Consider the following 22,785-nt stretch of genomic DNA (forward strand, 5'->3'; position numbering starts at 1 on the left):
CTTCTTTCTCCCGCTAACCTTGCTTGCCCGTGCGCGTCATGGTGCCGGCGACGGCGGCATCGATCACCGTTTCGACGCCAAGCCGCCGGTCGAGCTTCTCTTTGAACCCCTGGCCAGCGGATTTCGCGGCTTCGGGAAGGCTGTCCCATTCGAGCGATGCGCCCTTGAGATCGCCGTTGTCGAGCTTGTCTTCGATGCGGGCGATCACCGCTTCCGGCGTGTCGCCTTCGACGCTGCCGACCGGTCGCACGCGAATGCCCGACATGGCGCTGGAGACGAGGCGATCGAAAATGCCCTGATCGGGATCGGGCCGATGCAGCGCGTCCAGCATCGCGTCCGCCGCCGGCCGGAAACTTTCCCTCAATTCCGTCCGTGTGGGGACTCCCGTCGCGGCGACATCGGCCAGCTCTTTGACGACCGGATCCTCGGGGGCGATGCTGCGCAATGCGTCGAGTTCCGCGAGGAACGGCCCGCCGCGATCGATCGCCGTCTTCAGCGCGGTGACGGCAACGGCTTTCGCCATCTCGATATCGTTCGCAGGTTCGTTGAGCTTCTGCTCCGCCTGGTCGATACGGCCGGCAAGTTCCGCCCTCGCGGCGTCCGCTGCCTGGCGAGCCTCGGCAAGCTCGGTCTTCAGGTCGGCCATTTCATTCGTCAGATTGGCGACCTCCGCTTCGAGCGCCTTGATTTCGGGAGCGTCCGCCGCAGCTGCGCCAGGCTCCCGGGCCGCCTGTTCCAGAGCGGCGAGGCGGTTTTCCAGAGGGGCGACGTCCACTGTCGCCGCCGGGGCCTGCGCCTGAAGCTCCGCCTTGATCGCTTCGATCTCGCTCGCAAGGTTCTGCTCGGTACCCGGCTGCTCCGGTCCGGGCGCCGGAACGTAGCCGGCATATTGCAGCACGCCGGCACCGGCGAGCGCTATGAGACCGCCGAGGATGCCGGCTGCAAGCGCACCTGCGCCTGTGGCCTGTCTCCTCTTTGCCTCGGGCAGTTCGCCGTTGGTCGCGTGCGGAAGCTCCGCGTCGAAGGCGGCCGCAGCCGCGTCGGCGCGTGCCTCCTCCGTCTCTGCTTCCTCTTGCGGATCGCCCGCCGGCAAAGGAGGTTCGCCGATGCCGGCTTCGTTGCTTTCGACTTCGCCGGTCCTCACTTCGCCGGCTTCCGCCGCCTCGCTCGTCGAAATATCCGCCGGCTCGCCCGGTGCCGCATCCGGCCCGGCCGCTGCCTCGCCCGCTGCAGGTTCGGTCTTCTCCGCCTCGAGATCGATCGTCAGCGGTTCTTTCCCGGGTTTCGAGCGGCGCGGCGGCTTTTCCGATGCCATGGTCACCTCATTACCGTTTCATTGCCTGTCGGTCGGGCCTGAGCGGATCTGCAGCAGGAACGCTCCGCACCTTCCTCCGTTCTAAACGCAAACCTAGTCAGCGAGGATGACGAGGGAAAGCCCCAGACCATGCTTTTTGACGGAAATGGCCCAGATGACCCGAGCAATGTGCACAAGGCAGGCGGAAAACCGGCGCCGACTTTGCTGATTTGGCCTCAAAGAAGCCGCAAGAGATTTTCCTCGTCCGGCGCTGCCGCGACCCCGCAGACAAGACCGTCCGGCAGGGTCTCTCTTATCGGCCAGCTCAGGCAGAGAAAGCGCGAGGCGAGGTCCGCGGGTTCAAGCCCGCTCTCCCGCAATGCTGCATCCAGGCGCCGCGCGCTCTGACGGGAATAGAGCATTACCGCATCGAAGGGGCCCGCGCGGAGGAGCCCCGGCAGCGTCTCCGCAGGATAGTGGACCGGCGCCATCCGGTAGCATTCGGCGGTCCTGTGCTCGATTCGCCCTTGGTGCAATGCCCGTTCAAAACCCTCGGTCCGCGGTAAACCGGCGAGATAGACCAGCATTTCGCCGGGGGAGAAGGGCGGCGACCGTCTCGGCGAGTCCCTCGCCGGTTCCCGGTCCGATGCGGATGTCGGTAAATCCGAGATCGCCCGCGGCGCGCGCCGTCGCTTCGCCGACTGCAAAGAGCGGTGTTGCAAGGTGTGGCTCAAGCGCCGGACCGAGCGCGCCGAGGACGCGGACCGCCTCCCCACTGGTGACGGCGATCGCCTGGTGGGGCTCGCTCAATGCTGCCCGAACCGCGCCGGCGAGATGCTGCGCCTGCATAAGCGGCAGGATGACCGCTTCATGACCCATGGCGCTGAGCCTTGCCGCCGTCCTTTCGGCGGCCGGGCGTGGCCGGGTCACGAGCACGCGCATCGGATCAGCTCCAGGTCGAGAAGAAACCCGGCCCCGCCTTGGCGCGGATCCGCTCGCCGGCCTCCTGCCCGAGCCTTTCCGCGTCTGCCGCTTTGCCGTCGATTTCGATCTGGTGGAAGGTGGTGCCGTCGGGCGTCAGGATCATGCCGGCAAAGCGGATATGTGTCCCGTCCGATTGCGCGTAGCCGGCGATCGGCGTACGGCAGGAGCCGTCGAGTGTCGCCAGGAAGCCGCGCTCGCAGGAGACCGCCTCGTGTGTGCGGGGGTCGTCGATTGCCGCAAGCAGCGTGTTGATACGGCCGTCGCCGATGCGGGCTTCGACGCAGATCGCGCCCTGAGCCGGCGCCGGCGGAAATTCTTCCGGGTCAAGCAGCTCCGTCGGCACATGCTCCATGCCGAGACGCTTCAGGCCGGCGAAGGCCAGAAGCGTGCCGTCGACCTGACCTTCGGCAAGTTTGCGCAGGCGTGTCTCGACCTGTCCGCGATAGGTGATCACGTCGATATCGGGCCGAAGCCGCCGGATCAGCGCCTGACGGCGCAGCGAAGACGAGCCGACGGTGGCGCCTTGCGGGAGATCGGCGAGCCTTTCGGCCGAGCGGCCGACAAAGGCGTCACGGATGTCCTCGCGCGGCAGGAAAGCCGAAAGGAACAGCCCGTCCGGCAGCTTCGTCGGCATGTCCTTGGACGAATGTACGGCGAAGTCGAGGTCTCCCGACAGAAGCTGCTCCTCGAGCTCTTCGGTGAACAGGCCCTTGCCGCCGATCTCCGCAAGCGACCTGTCGGTGATCCGGTCGCCCTTCGTGGAAAGAATGACGATCTCGAACATTTCCGGTGGCAGACCATGGGCGGCGGCGAGCCGGGCGCGCGTTTCATGCGTCTGGGCCATCGCCAGCGGGCTGCCGCGCGTGCCGATGCGGAAAGGTTTCGTTTGCATCCTTCGCCATCCGTTGTTACTGCATGCTTCCTTGGATCGGAACCGGTTCAGGACAAAACCATGCAGCAGTTCAAAGCGTTACAGCGTCCCTTGTGCGTCTGAAGGCGCACGGCGCTGTTTGAGTTTCGTGTAACCACCTTTCACTGCGACCGCAATCTTTGAGTATAGCACGTGACGTCCCCGCCTTTGCGCATCCTCGGCATTGAGACAAGCTGCGACGAAACCGCCGCTTCGGTCGTGCTGCGTGACGAAGAGGGCCACGGCCGGATTCTCGGCGACGTGGTGCTGAGCCAGCTGGAAGAGCACAGCGCCTATGGCGGCGTCGTTCCCGAGATCGCGGCACGCGCCCATGTCGAGGCGCTCGACACGCTGATCGAGGAAGCGCTCCTGCGCGCCGGCGTGACGCTCCGTGACATCGACGCGGTCGCTGCGACAAGTGGTCCCGGCCTGATCGGCGGGCTCATCGTCGGGTTGATGACCGGCAAGGCGATCGCGCGGGCGACCGGCAAGCCGCTCTATGCGGTCAATCACCTCGAAGGTCACGCGCTGACGGCGCGGCTGACCGACGGCCTTTCATTTCCCTATCTGATGCTGCTCGTCTCGGGCGGCCATACACAGCTGATCCTCGTCAAGGGCGTCGGCGAATACGAACGCTGGGGCACGACGATCGACGATGCGCTCGGCGAGGCCTTCGACAAGACCGCAAAGCTGCTCGGTCTTCCCTATCCGGGCGGGCCGGCCGTCGAGCGGGCGGCGCAGGCCGGCAATGCGGAGCGCTTCGATTTTCCCCGGCCGCTCGTGGGTGACGCCAGGCTCGACTTTTCTTTTTCGGGCCTCAAGACGGCCGTCCGCCAGGCCGCACAGTCGCTGGAGCCGGTGACGGATCAGGATATCGCCGACGTTTGTGCCTCTTTCCAGCGCGCCATTTCCCGCACGCTCAGGGATCGGGTCGGGCGCGGCTTGAAGCGGTTCAGGGCGGACTTCGCTTCCGTCGACCAACCGGCTCTCGTCGTGGCCGGCGGGGTTGCCGCGAACCAGACATTGCGCCGGACACTGCAGTCGCTTTGCGACGAGCACGGCTTCCGCTTCATCGCGCCGCCGCTCTCGCTTTGCACCGACAACGCCGCGATGATCGCCTGGGCCGGTGCGGAGCGCCTCGCGGCGGGCCTGCCGGCGGACGGGCTCGATGCGGCTCCGCGTTCGCGCTGGCCGCTCGATTCCGAAGCCAAGGCATTGATCGGCTCCGGCAGACGCGGCGCCAAGGCATGATGGACGGAAGATGAGCGGCAAATCGAAGAGCGCGCAAAAAATCGTGGTCGTCGGGGCGGGCGCCTTCGGAACGGCGCTTTCGGCCGTCGCGGCAGCGAAGGACAAGGCGAATGTCACTCTGCTTGCCCGGCGGGAGGAGGCGGCCGCGCAGTGTCGCCGTACCGGGCGGAATGACGCCGTTCTCCCGGGAATTCCGCTTCCCCCGCGCCTTGTCTATTCTTCACAGGCGGCCGCGCTCGAAGACGCCGACATCGTGCTTTTTGCGATGCCTTCGCAAGCGCATCGGGACGCGGCGCGGAGCTACGGTGCCGCGATCGGCGCCAGGGCGATCGTCGTCACCTGCGCCAAGGGCATGGAGCAATCGACCGGCCGACTCCTCACCGACGTTCTCGAAGAGGAGTTGCCGGGCCGCCGCGTCGGGGTGCTTTCCGGCCCGGGCTTTGCCGCCGATATCGCTCGCGGCCTGCCAACCGCCATGGTGGTCGCCGCCCCCGATACCGCGATCGCGACGGAACTCGCGGAGGCGCTTTCCGGGCGGACCTTCCGGCTTTATCCCTCGGCGGACCGCACCGGCGTTCAGCTTGGCGGGGCGCTCAAGAACGTGCTGGCGATCGCCTGCGGCATCGTCGAAGGCGCCGGCCTCGGCGACTCGGCCCGAGCTGCGCTGATCTCGCGCGGGCTTGCGGAAATGTCGCGCTTCATCGTCGCGAGGGGCGGCGAGGCGGACACTGTGCGCGGCCTTTCGGGATTGGGTGACCTCGTGCTGACCGCGACGAGCCACCAGTCGCGCAACCTGCGCTTCGGCATAGCCCTCGGTAAAGACGGCCGGGCTGCCGCCGGCAGCGAGTTGGTGGAGGGCGCTTTTGCCGCATCCGTCGCCGCCCGCGTGGCGGGCGGACTCGGCATCGAGATGCCGGTCACCGGGGCCGTCGCAGCCATCGTCGACGGAAAGCTGGATGTCCGCTCGGCTCTCGAACAACTGATGTCCAGACCGATCACCCACGAATGATGTCTTCAGGAGGATCCATGCTCTTCGCACTGCTCTGCACCGACAAGCCCGGCGCGCTGCAACTCAGGGTCGACACGCGGCCTGACCATGTCGCCTATCTCAACGACCTCAATGCCCGGGGCATCCTGAAGATCGCGGGGCCTTTCCTTGGCGCCGACGGCAAGCCGACGGGGAGCCTCGTGATCGTCAAGGCCGACACGCTCGAAGAGGCCAGGGCGCTTGCCGAGGCCGATCCCTATGCGAAGGCGGGTCTCTTCGCCAATGTCGAGATCAAGGCCTACAACTGGGTCTTCAACAATCCGGAGGCTTGAGGGGCGATGGCGTTCTGGCTCTACAAATCCGAACCGGCGAAATGGTCCTGGCAGATGCAGAAGGATGCCGGCGAGAAGGGCACCGAATGGACCGGCGTGCGCAACTACCTGGCGCGCAACAACATGCGGGCGATGAAGATCGGCGACAAGGGTTTCTTCTATCACTCCAACGAGGGGCTCGAGATCGTCGGCATCACCGAGGTCTGCGCGCTGTCGCATCCGGACTCGACGGCAGAGGGCGACGCCCGCTGGGACTGCGTCGACATCCGCGCCGTCATGGACATGCCACGGCCGGTTTCACTCAAGGAAATCAAGGAAAATCCGAAGCTCGCCAAGATGTCGCTCGTCACGTCGATGCGTCTTTCGGTGCAGCCGGTGACGGATGACGAGTGGATCGAGGTCTGCCGCATGGGCGGGCTGGACAATCCGCCTCGATAGCGACCCGAATGTCGTGAAGACCGATCCCGAAAGCTTCATCCGCGCCAACACCGACATTCTCGCGCCGCCGCACGTGCCGGAAATCCGCCTGCATCTTGCGGGCGAGGCGCATGAATTGTGGCTGAAGACCGAGGAAGAGCTGGAACGGATCGGTCTGCCGCCGCCCTTCTGGGCCTTCGCCTGGGCGGGAGGGCAGGGGCTTGCCCGCTACGTCCTCGATCACCCCGAAACGGTGCGCGGCCGCCGCGTCATCGATTTCGCCTCCGGTTCCGGCCTCGTCGCCATCGCGGCGAAGTTGGCCGGCGCCGATGAGGTCACCGCCGCCGACATCGACCCATGGTCCGAAACGGCCGCGCGGCTGAATGCCGGGCTCAACGGCGTATCGCTCGCCTTCACCGGAGACGATATCGTCGGCTCGGAACGGGCGGCCGACGTCTACCTCGCCGGAGACGTCTTCTACGACAAGAGCTTCGCCGATCTGCTTCTGCCCTGGTTCGACGCGCTCGAACGTGCCGGTGCCGTCGTTCTCGTCGGCGATCCGGGCCGGGCCTATTGTCCACGCGGGCGGATGACTGACCTTGCGACCTACGAGGTGCCGGTGACCCGGGCGCTCGAAGACAGCGAGGTGAAGCGCACGACGGTCTGGCGGTTCGGTCCGGCTGTCGCCGCCGGCGACGATTGAGGGGAACGTCCGGCCTCTACGGCCGGACGACGCAGACGCCGTGCTCCCAGGAGCAAGCGCTGGCGTTTACCTGCGGCGAGACGATGATGATCTTCGCGCGTTTCGAAGATGGGCTGGCTGCTGCGGTTTCGCCGGCAAGATAGGCGTAGCCGCCGTCCCGGCTGAAATAGATGCCGTTTCCTTCATCGCGGAACGCCGAAAGGCCGCCGGCATAGGTGCCGATGTCCGGAATGGGTGTCGGGAAGTCGTAGCTCCCATAGCTGCCGTAACCGCCGGACGCGTATCCGCCGCCATTGATAACGATCACAGGACCACGATCCCGCCCGGGGCGAGCGTAACGATGCCGGGAGTATCCGGGCCAGGGATATCTCGGCCGGACATGCCGGGTGCGGGTCTGAACATCGGGCAGGCCCATGGAACCGGCAGATGCGAAACCGCCGACGGTCGTTACTGACCGGTGGCGCGCCTTGCGCCAGGTGTGATGGGGCGTGCGATGCTTGATCCGGACATGGCGGGTTCGGGTCTCCACATTGCCGAAACCGTCGCTTTCGGCGGCCCGTGCCGGCAAACCGGCGGGCATCGCAAGTGCGAAGGCCACGACTAGAGCTTTGGCCACGCGGACCATTTGCGAGGGGTTCATGTCTCGCTGCCTCCGGATCATCATTAACAAACCGTTAAAGTGCATCCTGCGGCAACCGACGGGAAATGTCACGGATTCAGCTGGGTTTTTTCGTGCATATCGTTAAAAGGCCGGATGTCTCTGCGAGGCGGGAAAATGCCGTTTTCCGTCAAATCGATTAAATTGATTTTGCACTGCAAACACACTTGTCGTGAAGCCCCATGGTGATTAAAGGTCCGGGTGACTGAATTGCGCACAATCGGGTGCGATACCGGACGAAAAGAGTCCAGTTTTGGATGCATATCCGGTCATCCCGCGAGGTTCCGATGACGAATGTCACAAGAAGCCGGCCGCTCTCGCCGCATCTTCAAATCTACAAGCCGATCCCCACCATGATCATGTCGATCATGCACCGCATCACCGGCGGCGCGCTCTATTTCGGCACCGTCCTGGTGGCGTGGTGGCTGATCGCCGCTGCTTCGGGCGCTGCCTACTACGACTGGGTGAACTGGCTGTTCGGCACGTTCATCGGCAAGGTCGTCCTCTTCGGCTATACCTGGGCCCTTGTGCACCATCTGCTGGGCGGCATCCGCCACCTCGGCTGGGATCTCGGCTACGGCTATGAGAAGCACTTCGCGACGAGAATGGCGAAGGCCATGATCGTCGCATCGGCGACGCTGACGCTCGTCATCTGGGTCGTCGGCTACCTCGCTCGTTAAGGGACTTCGACATGAATATGCGCACACCTCTCGGCAAGGTCCGGGGTCTCGGTTCGGCAAAGGAAGGCACGGATCACTTCTGGCGGCAGCGCCTCACGGCCGTCGCCAGCATTCCTCTCACGATCTTCTTCGTCGTCTTTCTCGCCCATTATGCGGGCGCACCGCATGCGGAACTGATCGCGGCCCTTGCGAACCCCTTCGTGGCGGTTGCCATGGGTCTGATGGTCGTCGCCGGCCTCGTTCACATGAAGATCGGCATGCAGGTCATCATCGAGGACTACGTCCATGCGGAGGGCGCCAAGATAGCGCTTCTCATGCTCAACACATTCTTCACGATCGCGGTCGGCGGGCTCTGTCTTTTCGCCGTCCTGAAGATCGCTTTTGCAGGGTAATTTCGTCATGGCATCGATCAGTTCACCCGCTGCAAACGGCAAGGCATATCAATATGTCGACCATTCCTTCGACGTCGTCGTCGTCGGCGCCGGCGGGGCGGGCCTGCGCGCGACGCTCGGCATGGCCGAGCAGGGCCTGAGGACGGCCTGCATAACCAAGGTCTTCCCGACGCGTTCGCACACGGTCGCGGCACAGGGCGGCATCGCCGCTTCGCTGCAGAACATGACGCCCGACTGCTGGCAGTGGCATCTTTATGACACCGTCAAGGGCTCCGACTGGCTCGGCGATGTCGACGCCATGCAGTATCTCGCAATGGAAGCGCCGAAGGCGGTCTACGAACTCGAGCACTATGGCGTTCCGTTCTCGCGCAACGAAGAAGGCAAGATCTATCAGCGCCCCTTCGGCGGCCACATGCAGAACTACGGCGAAGGGCCGCCGGTGCAGCGCACCTGCGCCGCCGCCGACCGTACCGGCCACGCGATCCTGCATACGCTCTACGGCCAATCGCTCCGGAACAATGCCGAATTCTTCATCGAATATTTTGCCATTGACCTGATCATGTCGGCTGACGGGCGCTGCACCGGCGTGGTCGCCTGGAACCTCGACGACGGCACGATCCACCGGTTCGCCGCCAAGATGGTGGTGCTGGCGACCGGCGGCTACGGCCGCGCCTATTTCTCAGCGACCTCGGCGCATACCTGCACCGGCGACGGCGGCGGCATGATTGCGCGCGCGGGTCTGCCACTGCAGGATATGGAATTCGTGCAGTTCCATCCGACCGGCATTTACGGCGCAGGCTGCCTCATCACCGAAGGCGCCCGCGGCGAGGGCGGCTATCTGGTCAATTCCGAGGGCGAGCGCTTCATGGAGCGCTACGCGCCTTCTGCCAAGGACCTTGCCTCGCGCGACGTCGTTTCCCGCTGCATGACGATGGAAATCCGCGAGGGCCGAGGCGTCGGCAAGAACAAGGACCATATCTTCCTGCATCTCGACCATCTCGATCCCGCAGTGCTGCACGAACGCCTGCCGGGCATTTCGGAATCGGCGAAGATCTTCGCCGGCGTCGACGTCACGCGCGAGCCGATCCCGGTGCTGCCGACCGTTCACTACAATATGGGCGGCGTGCCGACCAATTACTGGGGCGAAGTGCTGAACGCGGACGGCCAGAACCCGGAGCGAATCGCGCCCGGACTGATGGCCGTCGGCGAAGCCGGCTGCGCCTCGGTGCACGGCGCCAACCGGCTCGGCTCGAACTCGCTGATCGACCTTGTCGTCTTCGGCCGTGCGGCGGCGATCCGCGCCGGCCAGATCATCGACCGCAACGAGGCGGTGCCGGACGTCGACACGGCCTCCTGCGACCGCATCATGGAGCGTTTCGACCGGCTGCGGCACGCCAACGGCACCACGCCCACGGCAGTGCTGCGTGACAAGATGCAGCGCGCCATGCAGGAAGACGCGGCCGTGTTCCGTACGCAGGAGTCGCTCGAATCCGGCTGCCGTCGCCTGTCGGCGATCTGGAAGGAACTGCCGGACGTCAGGGTCACCGACCGCTCGATGATCTGGAATTCGGATCTCGTCGAGACGCTGGAGCTCGAAAACCTGATGGCTAATGCCATCACCACGGTCTACGGCGCCGAGGCGCGCAAGGAAAGCCGCGGCGCGCATGCGCGCGAGGACTACAAGGATGGCCCGCTCGCCGGTCGCGACGACGTCAACTGGCGCAAGCACACTCTTGCCTGGGTCAACGAAGCGGGCGACGTCCGGCTCGATTTTCGTCCGGTGCACACCGAGCTGATCGCCGAAGGCATCGATCCCCACAAGATCGAGCCGAAGGCGCGCGTCTACTGATCTCGAGGACTAAGGCACATGGTTGAACTCGCTCTCCCCAAGAACTCGCAGATCACCGAAGGCAAGGTGTGGCCGAAACCGGTCGGTGCGGCGAACCTGCGCGAATACCGGGTCTATCGCTGGAATCCGGACGACGGCAAAAACCCGCGGATCGATACCTATTACATCGATATCGACGATTGCGGCCCGATGGTTCTGGACGGTCTGCTCTACATCAAGAACAACATCGATCCGACGCTGACGCTGCGGCGCTCCTGCCGCGAAGGCATCTGCGGCTCCTGTGCGATGAATATCGACGGCACCAATACGCTCGCCTGCACCAAGGGCATGGATGAGGTGAAGGGCGCCGTGAAGGTGTATCCGCTGCCGCACATGCCCGTCGTCAAGGACCTCGTGCCCGACCTCACCAATTTCTATGCCCAGCACCGTTCGATCGAGCCCTGGCTGAAAACGGTTTCGCCGACGCCGGCCAAGGAATGGCGGCAGAGCCACGAAGATCGCCTGAAGCTCGACGGCCTCTATGAGTGCATTCTCTGCGCCTGCTGCTCGACCTCCTGTCCGAGCTATTGGTGGAACGGTGACCGCTATCTCGGCCCCGCCGTCCTCCTGCAGGCCTATCGCTGGCTGATCGACTCCAGAGACGAGGCGACCGGCGAGCGTCTCGACAATCTCGAAGATCCGTTCCGGCTCTATCGCTGCCACACGATCATGAACTGCGCCCAGGCCTGTCCGAAGGGGTTGAACCCCGCCAAGGCGATCGGCGAGATCAAGAAGATGCTGGTCGAGCGGCGGTTCTGACCCTTCCGTCCTGCAGGTGTTCTCAGCAGCATTTCAATGGCGGGCCCCGGCCCGCCGTTTTGCTTTCACGTCCGTCACATCGACGTGTTGCTAAGTGATTTGAAACGCGCAGCCAGGCAGTTAGGTAATAGCCGAGGATGGAGGGCCGCCGATGCTTCGCCTGCTGCTCGGTTTTCTCGTCACTTGTTTCCTGCTGCTGCCGGCGCGGGCGGCAGAACCGCAATATGCTATCTTCGCCGGCGGCTGCTTCTGGTGCGTCGAGAGCGACTTCGACGCCGTGCCCGGCGTTCTCGAAACGATCTCCGGCTATGCCGGCGGCAAGAGCGCGAACCCCACCTATGAAGATTATGCGACGGGTGGACACCGCGAGGTGGTGCGCGTGAAGTTCGACCCGGACCGGGTCTCCTATGCGGCGCTCGTCGGCGTCCTGTTCCGTACGACGGACCCGACGGATGACGGTGGCCAGTTCTGCGACCGGGGCTTCGCCTACACGACCGCGATCTATGCGCTGAACGAGCGGCAGGCGATGGACGCGAAGGCGGAAAAGATCAAGGCCGAGGCGGAGCTCGGCCGGCCGATCGTCACGCCCGTCGAAGGCGCAGCGAAATTCTGGCCGGCGGAAGACTACCATCAGGACTTCGGCAAGCGGAACCCGATCCGCTACTGGTACTATCGCAACGGCTGCGGCAGGAACCGAACGGTCGAGAAGCTCTGGGGCGATCGCGCCTATGCAGGCGTCGATCATTGATCGATTGCCCCTCATCCGCCCGTCGGCATCCTGCATAAGAAATGTTGTATAGGATCTCGGAATGCAACTGGCCGGTTTGCTTTCGCGCCTGGCCTCTCTTCAAGCCCATTTGCGGGCAGCCCGCGTCAATGCGTTTCTCAAGGCGCGCTCCTTCGCTGTCCGGAAGGCATCCTTTCTACTTTCGGATGACAACGCGCAGACGGCGTTGTGCCGCCGCTTGCTTGATCAGGGTGGCCACCTTGCGAACGAAAGCCGGACTGAAGGTGCCGATCGGCGTTGTCGACGCGAGATCATAGGCTTCGTCGAGACGGAGCAGATTGTACTCGTCCAGGATCAGCCAGGACGGGAAACGGAGCCCGCCACGGCGGCATTCGATTTCGCTGACGGTAATGTGGGCGATCGACGGATCCGGACTCCGTGAGGTGATCGGGAACAAAAACAGCTTCACCGGCTCCGTCGGTGTCTTCACCAAAAGGCAAACCGGCCGCTCCTTGCGGCCCGATTCCTCACCGTCGCCGGCTTGCCTCGCCCAAAGATAGTAGCAGCGAAGGACGTCACCGGCCTTGAACATCGTCGTGGTCATCGCTGGCAATGATCGCATCGAGGCCGGTCATGAGTTCATCATGAATATCGTCCGGCGCATTCTCGAGCGTGTAGGCGGCTGCGTGAGGTCGGCCAACCAGTTTCTGATACTGAGCAGCGGACAGGATGACGAGCTTTTCCTTTCCGCGCTTGGTAAGCGCTACGGGCTCGATCAACGCTGCCTCGAGGATCTCGCCGGACGCGCGATTCATTTCGCTGAAAGTGAATTGCTTCATCTGCGTCGCTCCGTTCCCAATATACGTAAAATACGTAAATTATGCGGCTACGTCCAGCGCTGAGTTGCCCCGTGGCCCGACTTGGTGAGCGCGTCAAACTGCGGCTCGATGTCCTCCGCCACTGCAGGCTTCTCCGGGCTGCATCGTAGACCTCGAGGGAGCGCCATCGACGAGCGCGGCGGACCCCGGTCGATCCGCCGTATCCCCCGTCAGCGCGCAGCCCAATTCGCGCCGCGGCGGAAGATCGTGCGCATCTCGGGCACCTCGAATTCCTTGGCCACATGGCCGAGCGAGGAGTAGAAGACCCGGCCCTTCCCATGCTTGCGCTTCCAGACCACCGGCATCGTCACGCCTTCGATCCAGGAGGCATGCTCGCCGGAGAAGGTGGTCGTCGCCAGCACCTCGTTGGACGGATCGACATGCATGTAATATTGCTCCGAGGTATAGGGAAAATCGGAGATGCCCTCCATCAGCGGATCGTCGGGGCGCGTGATGTTCACGCGATAATCGATGATGTTGCCCGGGTGGGCCACCCACTGGCCGCCGATTATGAACTGGTATTCGACGCTCTCGCGGAAGGCGTCACCCGCGCCGCCGTGATAGCCGGCGATACCGACGCCGCCCTCGACGGCCGCGGCAAGATTCTTTACCTCTTCCTTCTCGATCTTCGACATCGTCATGATCGGAACGATCAGCGACAGGTCGTGGATCGACGGATCGGCGAAGGCTTCGGTCGTGTGTTCCAGATAGACCTTGAACCCGTCCTCCTGCAGCATGTCGCGGATGATATGGGCGCATTCCTGCGGCTCGTGCCCGCTCCAGCCGCCCCAGACGATCAGTGCCTCGCGCATTCTCATTCCTCCTCAAATTAGACTAGCGGCCGATGCGGCCGTCGACGAGCGATTGCGACAGAGGGGCCGGCCGCTCGGCCTTCGTGCTGATGCTGACGGTGGAACCGGTATCGGCCGCCTTGTGGAACGCTTCCATGACCTCCAGCACGTGCAAGGCGAGGTCTCCGTTTGCCCGGTGCGGCCGGCCCGAGCGGATGGCATGTGCCATGTCGGCGACCCCGATCGAGCGGTAGTTGCCGTCGGCATAGGGCTCGCTCGTCGCGGTCTGCTCGAAGGCGCCGCCCTTTTTCAGTAGCTCGATCTGGCCGCCGAAATGGTTGGGATCCGGGACGATCAGCGTGCCCTCGGTTCCATAGAGCTCGAGAGGCACATGCCTGTGGCCCGCCACATCGAAGCTCATGCCGATCTGCACGACGGCTCCATTCTCGAAGGCCATGATGCCGGTGACATGGGTCGGCACGCGCACGGGGATGCGTTTGCCGTTGCGCGCCTCGCTGGTGATGGTCCGCTCCTTCCGTGCCGCCGTGGCAAATCCGGCAACCTTGGCCACGGGGCCAAGGAGGTTGACGAGGTCGGTGATGTAGTAGGGACCCATATCGAGCATGGGCCCGCCGCCGACGTCGTAATAGAAGTCCGGATTGGGATGCCAGCGCTCGTGACCCGGGCACATGAACGTGGCGGTGCCGCCGACGGGCGTGCCGAGCACGCCCGAATCGACGATTGCGCGCGCCGTCTGATGCGAGCCGCCGAGAAAGGTGTCCGGGGCGGCGCCGATCCGCAGGCCTTTCTCGCGAGCCAGCGCCACCAGCTTGCGTCCGTCAGCGAAGTCGGTGGCGAGCGGCTTTTCGGAATAGGTGTGCTTGCCGGCCTCGAGGACCTGCTTGGCGACGGCCACGTGCGCCTTCGGCACGGTCAGGTTGACGATGAGCTCGATCGACGGATCCGCGAGGAGATCGGCGACGCTGCGGGCCTCGACCTTGAACTCCGCCGCGCGCTCTTCGGCAAGGTTGCGGTTCAGGTCGGCGATGCCGCGGATGTCGAGGATCGGAAAGGCTGCCATCGCCTTCAGATAAGCCGACGAGATGTTGCCGCAGCCGATGATGCCGATACCGAGTTTTTCCATCAGTCTCCTCCCGAAATGGATACATAAGTTCGGCGCAGCGCATCAAAGCGCCGGCGCCGGTCCGGTCGTCCCCAGGGGGACTCGTAGAGTTCGCAGAGCGCCACGACCGCCGCCCCCTGGGCCCAGGTCTCGTCGGCCGATTCGTCGAAGACGAGTTCGGCCACCGTCGAGATCGAGGGCGGGATTGCGTTCTGAAAGGACCGGCGGATGCTCTCCACGAAAACGGTGCCGAGCGACAGGCTCGAACCGACGATGACGACGCGCGGCGGTCCGAACAGCGTGACGATGTTGGCGACGGCGAGCCCGACCGCTTCTCCGGCCCGCGAGGCGGCCGTGGTCAGCGCTTCGTCGTCGGCCGCGATCAGCATCTGCGCATGCGTCATGCCCCGTCCGAGGCGCACCGCCTCGGCGAATCGCCCGTCCATCGGGTGTTCGCCGAGAATCGCGTTCTCCCCGGCGAGCGTCGAAAGGCGCACGGTACGGCTCTCGCGGACGCCGAGCACAAGATCGCCGAGATTGTGGCTCAGGCCCCCGGCGCCTCGGAAAAGCTGGCCGCCATGCAGCACGCCGAGCCCGAGGGTCTGCTCCAGCGAAACGAGAACCATGTCGTCGAGGTCGCGGGCGCGCCCGAACCAGTGATGGGCAAGCGTGATGGCGTGCGCGTCGCTCTCGACGATGGTCGGGACGTTGAGCCTGCTCGTCATTTCGCTTGCGAAGTCGACGTCCGTTTCCCGGAAGATCGGGCTGGAGCGGACGTGACCGGTGCGGTGTTCGACCACGCCCGGCAGGCCGATGCAGATCGAATCGATGTCGTCGAGCGAAAGGTCGGCGTCGACCACGCAGCGGCGCACGCCGTCCTCGATCAGATCGGCGATGACGGCGATCGGCTGGCGGTCGACCCGGATCGGCAATGTCAGGTCGGAGAGTACCTCGCCGCGAAAGTTGGTGACGGCGAAAACCATACGATTGGCGGCGATCTTGGCACCGACGACGCGAGCAGCCTCCGGGTCGAGCTCCAGCATGACGCGCGGGCGGCCCCTTGCGGCAGCGTTGCGGATATCGCCCTCGTGCCGGGTCAGGATGAGGCCGTCGTCAAGCAGCGACGCGGTGATCGCGGAAACGGTGGTCGTGGACAGTTCGGTGCGTTCGCTGATCTCGACGCGTGAAATGGGGCCGTGCCGGCGTATCGTATCGAGCACGTTGAAGCGATTTATCGCGCGCATCAGTTCGGGATCGGCGGTCTTCATCGGTCTTCAGTATGCTCGCATGCTGGATTGGCTGGCTGGGCGGGGTCGGATTATTTAGCAGGAATACGAATTAAATAACGGGCAATTAGCGCCTCCTGTCAAGCGGAGCTCCCGAAATATTCGCGACGACTGTTGACATTTGCCGGCATCTCCTCTGAATTAATCCGCATCGGGGACAAAATGAAGAGGACGTTTTGCCCCCTTTGAAGGAGTTTGGGAGGAGAAAAATGATGATGCTCGAACGCGGGTCGGCGCCTCTGCGCGCCATCAGACTTTCCGCGCTTGCTGCCGTAGCCGGCATGGCGCTTCTCTTCGATGCGAGCCACGCATCCGCCGATACGGTGGTCAGGTGGCTTCATCTGGAGACTGTTCCGGCCTATTTAAAGATGTGGGAGGACATCGCCGCAAAGTACGAATCGGAACATGCGGGCGTCGATATTCAGCTCCAGTTCCTGGAAAACGAGGCATTCAAGGCGAAGCTGCCGACGCTTCTGCAGTCGGACGACGCGCCCCATTTCTTCTATAGCTGGGGTGGCGGCGTGCTGAAGCAGCAATCCGAGACCGGGGCGCTCATGGATCTGACGGAGGCGATGCGCGCCGACGGCGGCGCCTGGGAGAAGAGCTACAATCCCGCTGCGCTCAAGGGCTTCACCTTTGGCGACAGAATTTATGCGGTTCCCTTCAAAATGGGAACGATCAGCTTCTTCTACAACAAGGAGCTCTTTCAGAAGGGTGGCGTCAAGGCCGAGGACATCAAGACCTGGGACGATTTCCTCACGGCCGTGAAGACGCTGAAGGAGGCCGGCATTACGCCGATCGCCGGCGGCGGCGGCGACAAGTGGCCGTTGCATTTCTACTGGAGCTACCTGGTCATGCGCAATGGCGGCCAGCAGGTTTTCGAGGATGCCAGGAACAATGAGGGCGAGGGCTTCCTGCATCCGTCGATCATCAAGGCCGGCGAGCAGCTCGCCGAACTCGGCAAGCTCGAGCCGTTCCAGGGCGGTTATCTCGGCGCGAGCTGGCCGCAGACGCTCGGCCTCTTCGGCGACGGCAAGGCGGCGATGATCCTGAGCTTCGAGACGACCGAAGCCACCCAGCGCGCCAATTCCGGCGACGGCAAGGGCCTCGCGCCAGAGAATATCGGCCGCTTTCCCTTCCCCGCCGTCGAGGGCGGGGCGGGTGCTGCCACCGACACACTGGGCGGTCTCAACGGCTGGGCGGTAACCAAAAATGCTCCGCCTGAAGCGCTGGATTTCCTGCGCTACCTGACCAATGCGGAAAACGAGCGGCTAATGGCGAGCATCGGCATGATCGTCCCGGCGGCGGCAGGGGCCGAGGATGGCGTCACCAACCCGCTGGTGCGGGCTTCGGCCGACCAGCTCGCGGCCTCTACCTGGCACCAGAACTATTTCGACCAGGATCTCGGCCCCTCCGTCGGCCGCGTCGTGAACGACGCTTCGGTCGAAATCGTCTCCGGACAGATGTCCTCGGAAGAGGCGGCCCGGATGATCCAGGACGCCCGCGAACTCGAATGAGTGCGTAAGCGAGGGCGGCGGGAGCTCCCGCTGCCCGGCTTTCCTTCTACCATCCGGAACGAAAGGTGCGAGGACCAGATGACCGACGCGACTGCGACGATCACCGCGGTGCCGGCCACGGCAAGCCGCAAGAAAGTGCGGTACAAGAGCCCGACCGTGCGCGGGCGCCTGCCGGTGCTCATCCTCTTTCTGCCGCCGGCCCTGCTGCTGTTCACGGTCTTCGTCATCCTGCCGATGGGAGAGGCGGCCTGGTACAGCCTCTATCGCTGGAACGGCTACGGAACCCCGACGCAGTTCGTAGGCCTGCGCAATTTCGAGGTGCTGTTCAACAATGCGGCCTTCTCGCGGGCGCTGATCAACAACGGCATAATCATTCTCGTTTCGGTGCTCCTGCAGATTCCGCTCGCCCTCTGGCTTGCTATGATGCTCGCGCACAGGATCGCCGGCGTCGTCGCCTTCCGGCTGATCTTTTTTCTGCCCTACGTGCTGGCGGATGTCGCGGCCGGACTCATCTGGCGTTTCGTCTATGATGGCGACTACGGGCTCGTGGCCGCGGTCGCCGGCTTCTTCGGCGTCGCCACCCCTTACGTGCTCGCCGACCGCAGCCTTGCCATCTATGCGGTGCTTGCCGTGATCATCTGGAAGTATTTCGGGTTCCACATGATGCTGTTCATCGCCGGCTTGCAGGCCGTCGACAGGAGCGTGCTCGAAGCTGCCGAGATCGATGGAGCGACCGGTTGGCAGAAATTCCGCTACGTGACGCTGCCGCTCCTCGGCTCGACCGTCAGGCTGTCGATCTTCTTCGCCGTCATCGGATCGCTGCAGCTCTTCGACCTCGTCATGCCCCTCACGGGCGGCGGGCCGTCGAACTCGACGCAGACCATGGTGACCTTCCTCTACACCTACGGCGTCACCCGCATGCAGGTGGGGCTCGGAAGCGCGGTCGGCGTGGTCCTCTTCGTCATCTGCGTCACGCTCGCTTTCGGCTACAAACGGATATTCATGCGCCATGACTGACACGACTTCTTCCGTTCGCATGACCGCAGCCACCCGCCTCTATCTCTACGTGTCGCTGTCGCTGGTGGCGATGCTGGTCCTGCTGCCCCTGGTCACCACGGCGCTCGGCGGCTTCAAGTCGCTCGGCGATCTGCGCGTCAATCCGTTCGGCCTGCCTTCCGAATGGCTGTGGTCGAATTATCTCGATATCCTTTTCGGCGACCGCTACTGGCGGCAGATGCTGAACTCGCTGTTCATCGCGGCCATAACGGTGGCGCTGACCGTCATCGTTTCGGCCATGGCCGCCTTCACCTTCGCCCATGTCAGGTTCTTCGGTTCGAACCATTTGCTGAACTACTTCCTGATCGGGCTCATGTTCCCGGCGGCAACGGCAATCCTGCCGCTCTTCATCCGCATCCGCGATCTCGGCCTGCTCGACACCTATTGGGGCGTGATCCTGCCTCAGGTCGCCTTCGGCCTCGGCATGAGCATCCTGCTTTTCCGCAATTATTTCCGGAACCTGCCGGAAGAACTCTTCCAGGCCGCCTTCGTCGACGGCTGCGGCTACATCCGCTTCTTCTGGTACATTTCCCTTCCGCTTTCCCGCCCCATCGTCTCGACGGTCGGCATCATCACCTTCGTGCATAGCTGGAACAGCTATATCCTGCCGCTGATCATGCTGAACACGGAGGCGAAATATCCCTGGCCGCTCGGCATCATGGTCTATCGCGGCGAGTTCGGCACCGATTGGCAGCTCGTGCTCGCCTTCATCACGCTGACGATCCTGCCGACGGTGATCGTCTTCTTTCTCGCCCAGAAGCACATCATCGCAGGCCTGACGGCCGGCGCGGTGAAATCCTGAGCCCTTTCCTGACGCGTCGTTCCAAGGAGAAAGCACATGGCATCGGTCGAACTCAGGGACATCCGCAAGAGCTATGCTGCGCTCGAGGTGGTCCACGGCGTGTCTCTCTCGATCGCGGAGGGCGAATTCATCGCGCTCGTCGGTCCGTCCGGCTGCGGCAAATCCACGTTGCTGCGCATGATCGCCGGATTGGAAGAGATCAGCGACGGCGAGGTGCTGATCGGCGGCAAGGTGGTCAATCCGCTGACGCCGCGCGAGCGCAACATCGCCATGGTCTTCCAGTCCTACGCGCTCTACCCGCACATGTCGGTGGCCGAGAATATGGGCTTCAACCTCAAGCTCTCCGGTCTCTCCCGTCCCGAGATCGACAGAAAGGTCAGCGAGGCGGCGCGCATGCTGGCGTTGACGGAGCTTCTCGATCGCAAGCCGAGCCAGCTTTCCGGCGGCCAGCGCCAGCGCGTCGCCATGGGACGCGCGATCGTCCGCGACCCGGCCGTCTTCCTGTTCGACGAACCGCTCTCCAATCTCGATGCCAAGCTCCGGGTGCAGATGCGCACCGAGATCAAGGCCTTGCACCAGAAGGTCGCCACCACCTCGATCTACGTGACCCACGACCAGATCGAGGCGATGACGCTCGCCGACCGCATCGTCGTCTTGAACGGCGGCAGGATCGAGCAGGTGGGCACGCCGCTGGAGCTCTATCGCACGCCCGCCAACCTCTTCGTCGCGGGTTTCATCGGTTCGCCGGCCATGAACGTGCTCGACGGAACGGTCGATGCGGATGACGGGGAGCCGGCGGTGCGCCTCGGCGACGGGTCGGCGATCCGCATCGCGCCCGAGCGCAAGGTGCGGCCCGGGCAGGCGGTCCGGATCGGACTGCGCCCGGAACATTTCGTCGCGGGCGGGGAGGGCAATGCCATTGCCGGCCAGACGCTGCTGGTCGAGCCGACCGGTGCCCAGACGCACGTGCTTTTCGAATTTGCCGGCGAACAGATAACCGCCGTCGTCGACGGCGACCACCCCGCCCGCCATGGTTCTCTCTTCAAGGCGGCGATGGACCGCAGCCAGGTCTATGTCTTCGACAGGCAGACGGGCGCGGCACTGTGAGCATTACACCCGGCTGTCCGCCGGGGCGGGCTATGTCCGTGTGAAGGCACATGCGAGCGAATCCGCCGGGCGTCTCAATCCTGCAACTGCCGGACGCGAAATGGCTTGCCTTGATTTGAAAGGTGGTTTTGCTGTAATTCGGCCTATATTATCGCGTTGCGTTATGGTTCGCGGACAATGTCGGGGGTAAAGATATGCGGGTTTCACATGCGGCGGCCGGGTTGGCGGTTGTACTTGCGCTAGCCGGATGCCAGCGGACGTCCTTCGGTGGTTTCGGGTCTCAGGATGTTTCTCGCGCTCCCGCTCCCCTGCAGGCGCAGCCCGTACCTTCCGTCTCCGCGGGGCAACTGCCGCCTCCGGCGGGGGCGTCGCAGTTCCCGGCCGCACCGACGACAGGCACCGCAGCGCCCGGCGCGGCGGCCGGCACGGAAGTGGCCGCAGCCACCAATGCCCTCGACGTAACGAAGGAGTCGATGGTCGGCAACTGGCGCGTTTCGAGCGCCGGCAGTTCCTGCGACATGTTCCTGACCCTCACCAATCTCGGCAGCGGTTCGCGCGGCGGCACGCGCGGCTGCGCCGGCGAGCTGACGGCCATGGGATCCTGGGAAGTGGCGGGCAAGCAGGTCGTGCTCAAGGACCGCAGCGGCAATCCGATCGCCCGGCTCTACAAGACGGCCGATGCGCGCTTCGACGGCTCGACCAATGGCGGGCAGCCGGTCAGCCTCAGCCGCTAGCGCGGAGGAGAAGTGTGTGCGGTTTCGCCCGTATCCCACATCTCAACTTGCAAGAATCGATCACGACCGGCGATACGGCTCTGCGGCTTTCCAAGGCCTTTGGTACGACGCCGGAATTCTGGATTAATCTCCAAAGCCATTATGAACTGGAACGCGTGATGCCGCAGGTGATCTGAGCATTTCTCCGCTTCACGCCGCATGATGGACCAAAGCCGCAAAACCACGAAACGATAGAAGCGCATCGTGCTCAATCCCGACGACAGCATTCTTCGCAAGCTCGAGGCGCTCGTTGCCGCCGGCGAGCGGCAGCGCGACCCGGCTCAATTCGCAATCGCAAGACGGCTAGACAGCCTGACGGCAAAGCTCCTGGCGAGCCGCCCCTCGCGCAAGACCAATGCGCTCGGCTGGCTCTTTGCGGCGCGCAAAAAGGACCAGCCGCCGGTCAAGGGCCTCTATATCCACGGCGGCGTCGGGCGCGGCAAGACCATGCTGATGGACATGTTCTTCGACGCTGTACCGATCCAGCGCAAGCGCCGCGCCCATTTCCACGAATTCATGGCCGATGTGCATGAGCGCATCTACAGGCACCGGCAGAAGCTCAAGAACGGCGAGACGAAGCAGGCCGATCCGATCCCGCCCGTCGCTTCCGATCTCTTCGGCGAAGCACGGCTTCTGTGTTTCGACGAGTTCACCGTCACCGACATCGCCGATGCGATGATACTGGCGCGGCTCTTCGGCGAACTGTTCGCCAAGGGCTGCGTGCTTGTTGCGACCTCAAACGTTGAGCCGGACAATCTCTATCGCGACGGCCTCAATCGCGGTCTCTTCCTGCCGTTCATCGATCTTCTGAAGGCAAATGCCGAGATCATCCCGCTCGACACGGAAACGGATTATCGTCTGGGCAGGGCCGATGGCGCGCCCGTGTGGCTGTCGCCGCTCGGGCCCGAAACGGAAGCCGCCATGGATCGCGCCTGGTATCGGGAAACGGGCGGAGCGCAGGTCGCCTCGGCCGAGATCGGCCGCAAGGGGCGCACGATCCGCGTGCCGGCGGCCGCCGGCCGGGCCGCGCGATTCACCTTTGCAGACCTGTGCGCGCAGCCGCTCGGCGCCGCCGACTACCTTGCCATCGTCGCGCAGTACAGCACCATCTTCCTCGACCACGTTCCGCATCTCGGGCCGCACCTGCGCAACGAGACGAAGCGCTTCATCATCCTGGTCGACGCTCTCTATGATCAGGGCGCCCGCCTGTTTGCCTCGGCTGACGCCGAACCGCAGCATCTGCTGACCGCCAGGAAGGGCACCGAAGGCTTCGAATTCGACCGTACGGTTTCGCGTCTCATCGAGATGCAAAGCCAGGATTACGCTGCGGCTCACCCGCACAATTCAGCGGCGGAATGACGGTCAGGCGACATTAGTTCTTACGTTTACGTAAGATTTTTACGATCTAACCGATTGAATTTGCTCTGCCCAAAAGTATCGATTGATATTTTTCACTATGCCGTTTAAGG

General features: G+C 64.0%; 23 protein-coding genes and 3 pseudogenes. 17 read left to right on the forward strand and 9 right to left on the reverse strand.

The window, feature by feature from the left end:
* Positions 1-13 precede the first annotated feature (13 nt).
* From N0Q91_RS19060 to hemC, 3 genes and pseudogenes are all read right to left on the reverse strand, one after another.
* Positions 14-1,315, reverse strand: a complete 1,302-nt coding sequence (locus N0Q91_RS19060; RefSeq protein ID WP_275597206.1) for a COG4223 family protein — start codon at positions 1,313-1,315, stop codon at positions 14-16.
* A gap of 215 nt (positions 1,316-1,530) precedes the next feature.
* Positions 1,531-2,236, reverse strand: a pseudogene (locus N0Q91_RS19065) (uroporphyrinogen-III synthase).
* Positions 2,237-2,240: 4 nt separating this feature from the next.
* Positions 2,241-3,170, reverse strand: coding sequence for a hydroxymethylbilane synthase (hemC, locus tag N0Q91_RS19070; protein WP_275597207.1), 930 nt, complete (start codon positions 3,168-3,170; stop codon positions 2,241-2,243).
* A 171-nt stretch (positions 3,171-3,341) separates the two neighbouring features.
* On the opposite strand from hemC, the gene tsaD reads away from it, so the two are divergent.
* From tsaD to N0Q91_RS19095, 5 genes are read left to right on the forward strand one after another with little or no spacing between them, the layout of a single operon-like run.
* Positions 3,342-4,439 (forward strand): tRNA (adenosine(37)-N6)-threonylcarbamoyltransferase complex transferase subunit TsaD, encoded by a 1,098-nt coding sequence (gene tsaD, locus N0Q91_RS19075; RefSeq protein ID WP_018097312.1) that lies wholly within the window; start codon positions 3,342-3,344, stop codon positions 4,437-4,439.
* A gap of 10 nt (positions 4,440-4,449) precedes the next feature.
* The gene (locus N0Q91_RS19080) at positions 4,450-5,448 is read left to right on the forward strand and encodes an NAD(P)H-dependent glycerol-3-phosphate dehydrogenase (RefSeq protein WP_275597208.1); all 999 of its coding nucleotides are present in this window, start codon (positions 4,450-4,452) and stop codon (positions 5,446-5,448) included.
* Positions 5,449-5,465: 17 nt separating this feature from the next.
* The gene (locus N0Q91_RS19085) at positions 5,466-5,759 is read left to right on the forward strand and encodes a YciI-like protein (protein ID WP_100672779.1); all 294 of its coding nucleotides are present in this window, start codon (positions 5,466-5,468) and stop codon (positions 5,757-5,759) included.
* A gap of 6 nt (positions 5,760-5,765) precedes the next feature.
* On the forward strand, positions 5,766-6,197 hold the full coding sequence (locus tag N0Q91_RS19090) for an EVE domain-containing protein (RefSeq protein WP_248448748.1): 432 nt from the start codon (positions 5,766-5,768) through the stop codon (positions 6,195-6,197).
* A 13-nt stretch (positions 6,198-6,210) separates the two neighbouring features.
* Positions 6,211-6,879, forward strand: coding sequence for a class I SAM-dependent methyltransferase (locus N0Q91_RS19095; protein WP_100672781.1), 669 nt, complete (start codon positions 6,211-6,213; stop codon positions 6,877-6,879).
* Between the two features lie 16 nt (positions 6,880-6,895).
* On the opposite strand, the gene N0Q91_RS19100 is transcribed toward N0Q91_RS19095, so the two are convergent.
* Positions 6,896-7,519 (reverse strand): hypothetical protein, encoded by a 624-nt coding sequence (locus N0Q91_RS19100; RefSeq protein WP_275597209.1) that lies wholly within the window; start codon positions 7,517-7,519, stop codon positions 6,896-6,898.
* A gap of 305 nt (positions 7,520-7,824) precedes the next feature.
* Here N0Q91_RS19100 and sdhC point away from each other — a divergent pair, with 305 nt between their 5' ends.
* From sdhC to msrA, 5 genes are all read left to right on the forward strand, one after another.
* On the forward strand, positions 7,825-8,217 hold the full coding sequence (gene sdhC / locus N0Q91_RS19105; protein WP_018097306.1) for a succinate dehydrogenase, cytochrome b556 subunit: 393 nt from the start codon (positions 7,825-7,827) through the stop codon (positions 8,215-8,217).
* Between the two features lie 11 nt (positions 8,218-8,228).
* Positions 8,229-8,609, forward strand: coding sequence for a succinate dehydrogenase, hydrophobic membrane anchor protein (sdhD, locus tag N0Q91_RS19110; protein WP_100672783.1), 381 nt, complete (start codon positions 8,229-8,231; stop codon positions 8,607-8,609).
* Between the two features lie 7 nt (positions 8,610-8,616).
* A complete protein-coding gene (gene sdhA, locus N0Q91_RS19115; protein WP_275597210.1) occupies positions 8,617-10,458 on the forward strand; it encodes a succinate dehydrogenase flavoprotein subunit in 1,842 nt (613 codons plus the stop codon).
* Between the two features lie 18 nt (positions 10,459-10,476).
* Complete coding sequence (sdhB, locus tag N0Q91_RS19120; RefSeq protein WP_003531162.1) at positions 10,477-11,256, forward strand: succinate dehydrogenase iron-sulfur subunit; 780 nt, start codon at positions 10,477-10,479, stop codon at positions 11,254-11,256.
* Positions 11,257-11,407: 151 nt separating this feature from the next.
* On the forward strand, positions 11,408-12,004 hold the full coding sequence (msrA, locus tag N0Q91_RS19125; RefSeq protein ID WP_275597211.1) for a peptide-methionine (S)-S-oxide reductase MsrA: 597 nt from the start codon (positions 11,408-11,410) through the stop codon (positions 12,002-12,004).
* 175 nt (positions 12,005-12,179) lie between these two features.
* Here msrA and N0Q91_RS19130 read toward each other — a convergent pair whose 3' ends face one another.
* From N0Q91_RS19130 to N0Q91_RS19150, 5 genes and pseudogenes are all read right to left on the reverse strand, one after another.
* Positions 12,180-12,587 carry a hypothetical protein gene (locus N0Q91_RS19130; protein ID WP_345774898.1) on the reverse strand — a complete coding sequence of 136 codons (408 nt, stop codon included), beginning with the start codon at positions 12,585-12,587 and terminating at the stop codon, positions 12,180-12,182.
* Complete coding sequence (locus N0Q91_RS19135) at positions 12,559-12,822, reverse strand: type II toxin-antitoxin system prevent-host-death family antitoxin (protein WP_275597212.1); 264 nt, start codon at positions 12,820-12,822, stop codon at positions 12,559-12,561. The genes N0Q91_RS19130 and N0Q91_RS19135 overlap by 29 nt, the downstream gene beginning before the upstream one ends.
* 209 nt (positions 12,823-13,031) lie before the next feature.
* Positions 13,032-13,673, reverse strand: coding sequence for a ThuA domain-containing protein (locus N0Q91_RS19140; RefSeq protein WP_018097300.1), 642 nt, complete (start codon positions 13,671-13,673; stop codon positions 13,032-13,034).
* A 22-nt stretch (positions 13,674-13,695) separates the two neighbouring features.
* Positions 13,696-14,796 carry a Gfo/Idh/MocA family protein gene (locus N0Q91_RS19145; protein ID WP_275597213.1) on the reverse strand — a complete coding sequence of 367 codons (1,101 nt, stop codon included), beginning with the start codon at positions 14,794-14,796 and terminating at the stop codon, positions 13,696-13,698.
* A 42-nt stretch (positions 14,797-14,838) separates the two neighbouring features.
* Positions 14,839-16,043: pseudogene (locus tag N0Q91_RS19150) on the reverse strand (ROK family protein).
* A gap of 230 nt (positions 16,044-16,273) precedes the next feature.
* Between N0Q91_RS19150 and N0Q91_RS19155 the strand changes: the two are divergent.
* The 7 genes and pseudogenes from N0Q91_RS19155 (at position 16,274) to zapE (ending at position 22,675) form a co-directional block, all read left to right on the forward strand.
* Positions 16,274-17,578, forward strand: a complete 1,305-nt coding sequence (locus tag N0Q91_RS19155) for an ABC transporter substrate-binding protein (protein WP_275597214.1) — start codon at positions 16,274-16,276, stop codon at positions 17,576-17,578.
* A gap of 78 nt (positions 17,579-17,656) precedes the next feature.
* Positions 17,657-18,595 (forward strand): carbohydrate ABC transporter permease, encoded by a 939-nt coding sequence (locus tag N0Q91_RS19160; RefSeq protein WP_100672789.1) that lies wholly within the window; start codon positions 17,657-17,659, stop codon positions 18,593-18,595.
* The gene (locus N0Q91_RS19165; RefSeq protein ID WP_018097295.1) at positions 18,588-19,436 is read left to right on the forward strand and encodes a carbohydrate ABC transporter permease; all 849 of its coding nucleotides are present in this window, start codon (positions 18,588-18,590) and stop codon (positions 19,434-19,436) included. The genes N0Q91_RS19160 and N0Q91_RS19165 overlap by 8 nt, the downstream gene beginning before the upstream one ends.
* 36 nt (positions 19,437-19,472) lie before the next feature.
* On the forward strand, positions 19,473-20,543 hold the full coding sequence (locus N0Q91_RS19170) for an ABC transporter ATP-binding protein (RefSeq protein WP_018097294.1): 1,071 nt from the start codon (positions 19,473-19,475) through the stop codon (positions 20,541-20,543).
* A 194-nt stretch (positions 20,544-20,737) separates the two neighbouring features.
* Complete coding sequence (locus tag N0Q91_RS19175; protein ID WP_018097293.1) at positions 20,738-21,277, forward strand: protease inhibitor Inh/omp19 family protein; 540 nt, start codon at positions 20,738-20,740, stop codon at positions 21,275-21,277.
* A gap of 62 nt (positions 21,278-21,339) precedes the next feature.
* Positions 21,340-21,479, forward strand: a pseudogene (locus N0Q91_RS19180) (helix-turn-helix domain-containing protein); the annotation flags it as partial.
* Positions 21,480-21,520: 41 nt separating this feature from the next.
* Positions 21,521-22,675, forward strand: coding sequence for a cell division protein ZapE (gene zapE, locus N0Q91_RS19185; RefSeq protein ID WP_275597215.1), 1,155 nt, complete (start codon positions 21,521-21,523; stop codon positions 22,673-22,675).
* Positions 22,676-22,785 lie beyond the last annotated feature (110 nt).

It is taken from the genome of Sinorhizobium prairiense (assembly GCF_029201645.2).
Lineage (GTDB): Bacteria > Pseudomonadota > Alphaproteobacteria > Rhizobiales > Rhizobiaceae > Sinorhizobium > Sinorhizobium meliloti_A.

Coding starts and splice junctions, on each gene's coding strand:
- N0Q91_RS19085 (WP_100672779.1), top strand. CDS start 5,466: ATGCTCTTCGCACTGCTCTGCACCGACAAGCCCGGCGCGCTGCAACTC.
- N0Q91_RS19080 (WP_275597208.1), top strand. CDS start 4,450: ATGAGCGGCAAATCGAAGAGCGCGCAAAAAATCGTGGTCGTCGGGGCG.
- N0Q91_RS19135 (WP_275597212.1), bottom strand. CDS start 12,822: ATGAAGCAATTCACTTTCAGCGAAATGAATCGCGCGTCCGGCGAGATC.
- sdhA (WP_275597210.1), top strand. CDS start 8,617: ATGGCATCGATCAGTTCACCCGCTGCAAACGGCAAGGCATATCAATAT.
- N0Q91_RS19145 (WP_275597213.1), bottom strand. CDS start 14,796: ATGGAAAAACTCGGTATCGGCATCATCGGCTGCGGCAACATCTCGTCG.
- N0Q91_RS19100 (WP_275597209.1), bottom strand. CDS start 7,519: ATGAACCCCTCGCAAATGGTCCGCGTGGCCAAAGCTCTAGTCGTGGCC.
- N0Q91_RS19060 (WP_275597206.1), bottom strand. CDS start 1,315: ATGGCATCGGAAAAGCCGCCGCGCCGCTCGAAACCCGGGAAAGAACCG.
- msrA (WP_275597211.1), top strand. CDS start 11,408: ATGCTTCGCCTGCTGCTCGGTTTTCTCGTCACTTGTTTCCTGCTGCTG.
- N0Q91_RS19090 (WP_248448748.1), top strand. CDS start 5,766: ATGGCGTTCTGGCTCTACAAATCCGAACCGGCGAAATGGTCCTGGCAG.
- N0Q91_RS19140 (WP_018097300.1), bottom strand. CDS start 13,673: ATGCGCGAGGCACTGATCGTCTGGGGCGGCTGGAGCGGGCACGAGCCG.
- N0Q91_RS19175 (WP_018097293.1), top strand. CDS start 20,738: ATGCGGGTTTCACATGCGGCGGCCGGGTTGGCGGTTGTACTTGCGCTA.
- sdhC (WP_018097306.1), top strand. CDS start 7,825: ATGACGAATGTCACAAGAAGCCGGCCGCTCTCGCCGCATCTTCAAATC.
- N0Q91_RS19165 (WP_018097295.1), top strand. CDS start 18,588: ATGACTGACACGACTTCTTCCGTTCGCATGACCGCAGCCACCCGCCTC.
- hemC (WP_275597207.1), bottom strand. CDS start 3,170: ATGCAAACGAAACCTTTCCGCATCGGCACGCGCGGCAGCCCGCTGGCG.
- N0Q91_RS19155 (WP_275597214.1), top strand. CDS start 16,274: ATGATGCTCGAACGCGGGTCGGCGCCTCTGCGCGCCATCAGACTTTCC.
- sdhB (WP_003531162.1), top strand. CDS start 10,477: ATGGTTGAACTCGCTCTCCCCAAGAACTCGCAGATCACCGAAGGCAAG.
- sdhD (WP_100672783.1), top strand. CDS start 8,229: ATGAATATGCGCACACCTCTCGGCAAGGTCCGGGGTCTCGGTTCGGCA.
- N0Q91_RS19160 (WP_100672789.1), top strand. CDS start 17,657: ATGACCGACGCGACTGCGACGATCACCGCGGTGCCGGCCACGGCAAGC.
- N0Q91_RS19170 (WP_018097294.1), top strand. CDS start 19,473: ATGGCATCGGTCGAACTCAGGGACATCCGCAAGAGCTATGCTGCGCTC.
- N0Q91_RS19130 (WP_345774898.1), bottom strand. CDS start 12,587: ATGACCACGACGATGTTCAAGGCCGGTGACGTCCTTCGCTGCTACTAT.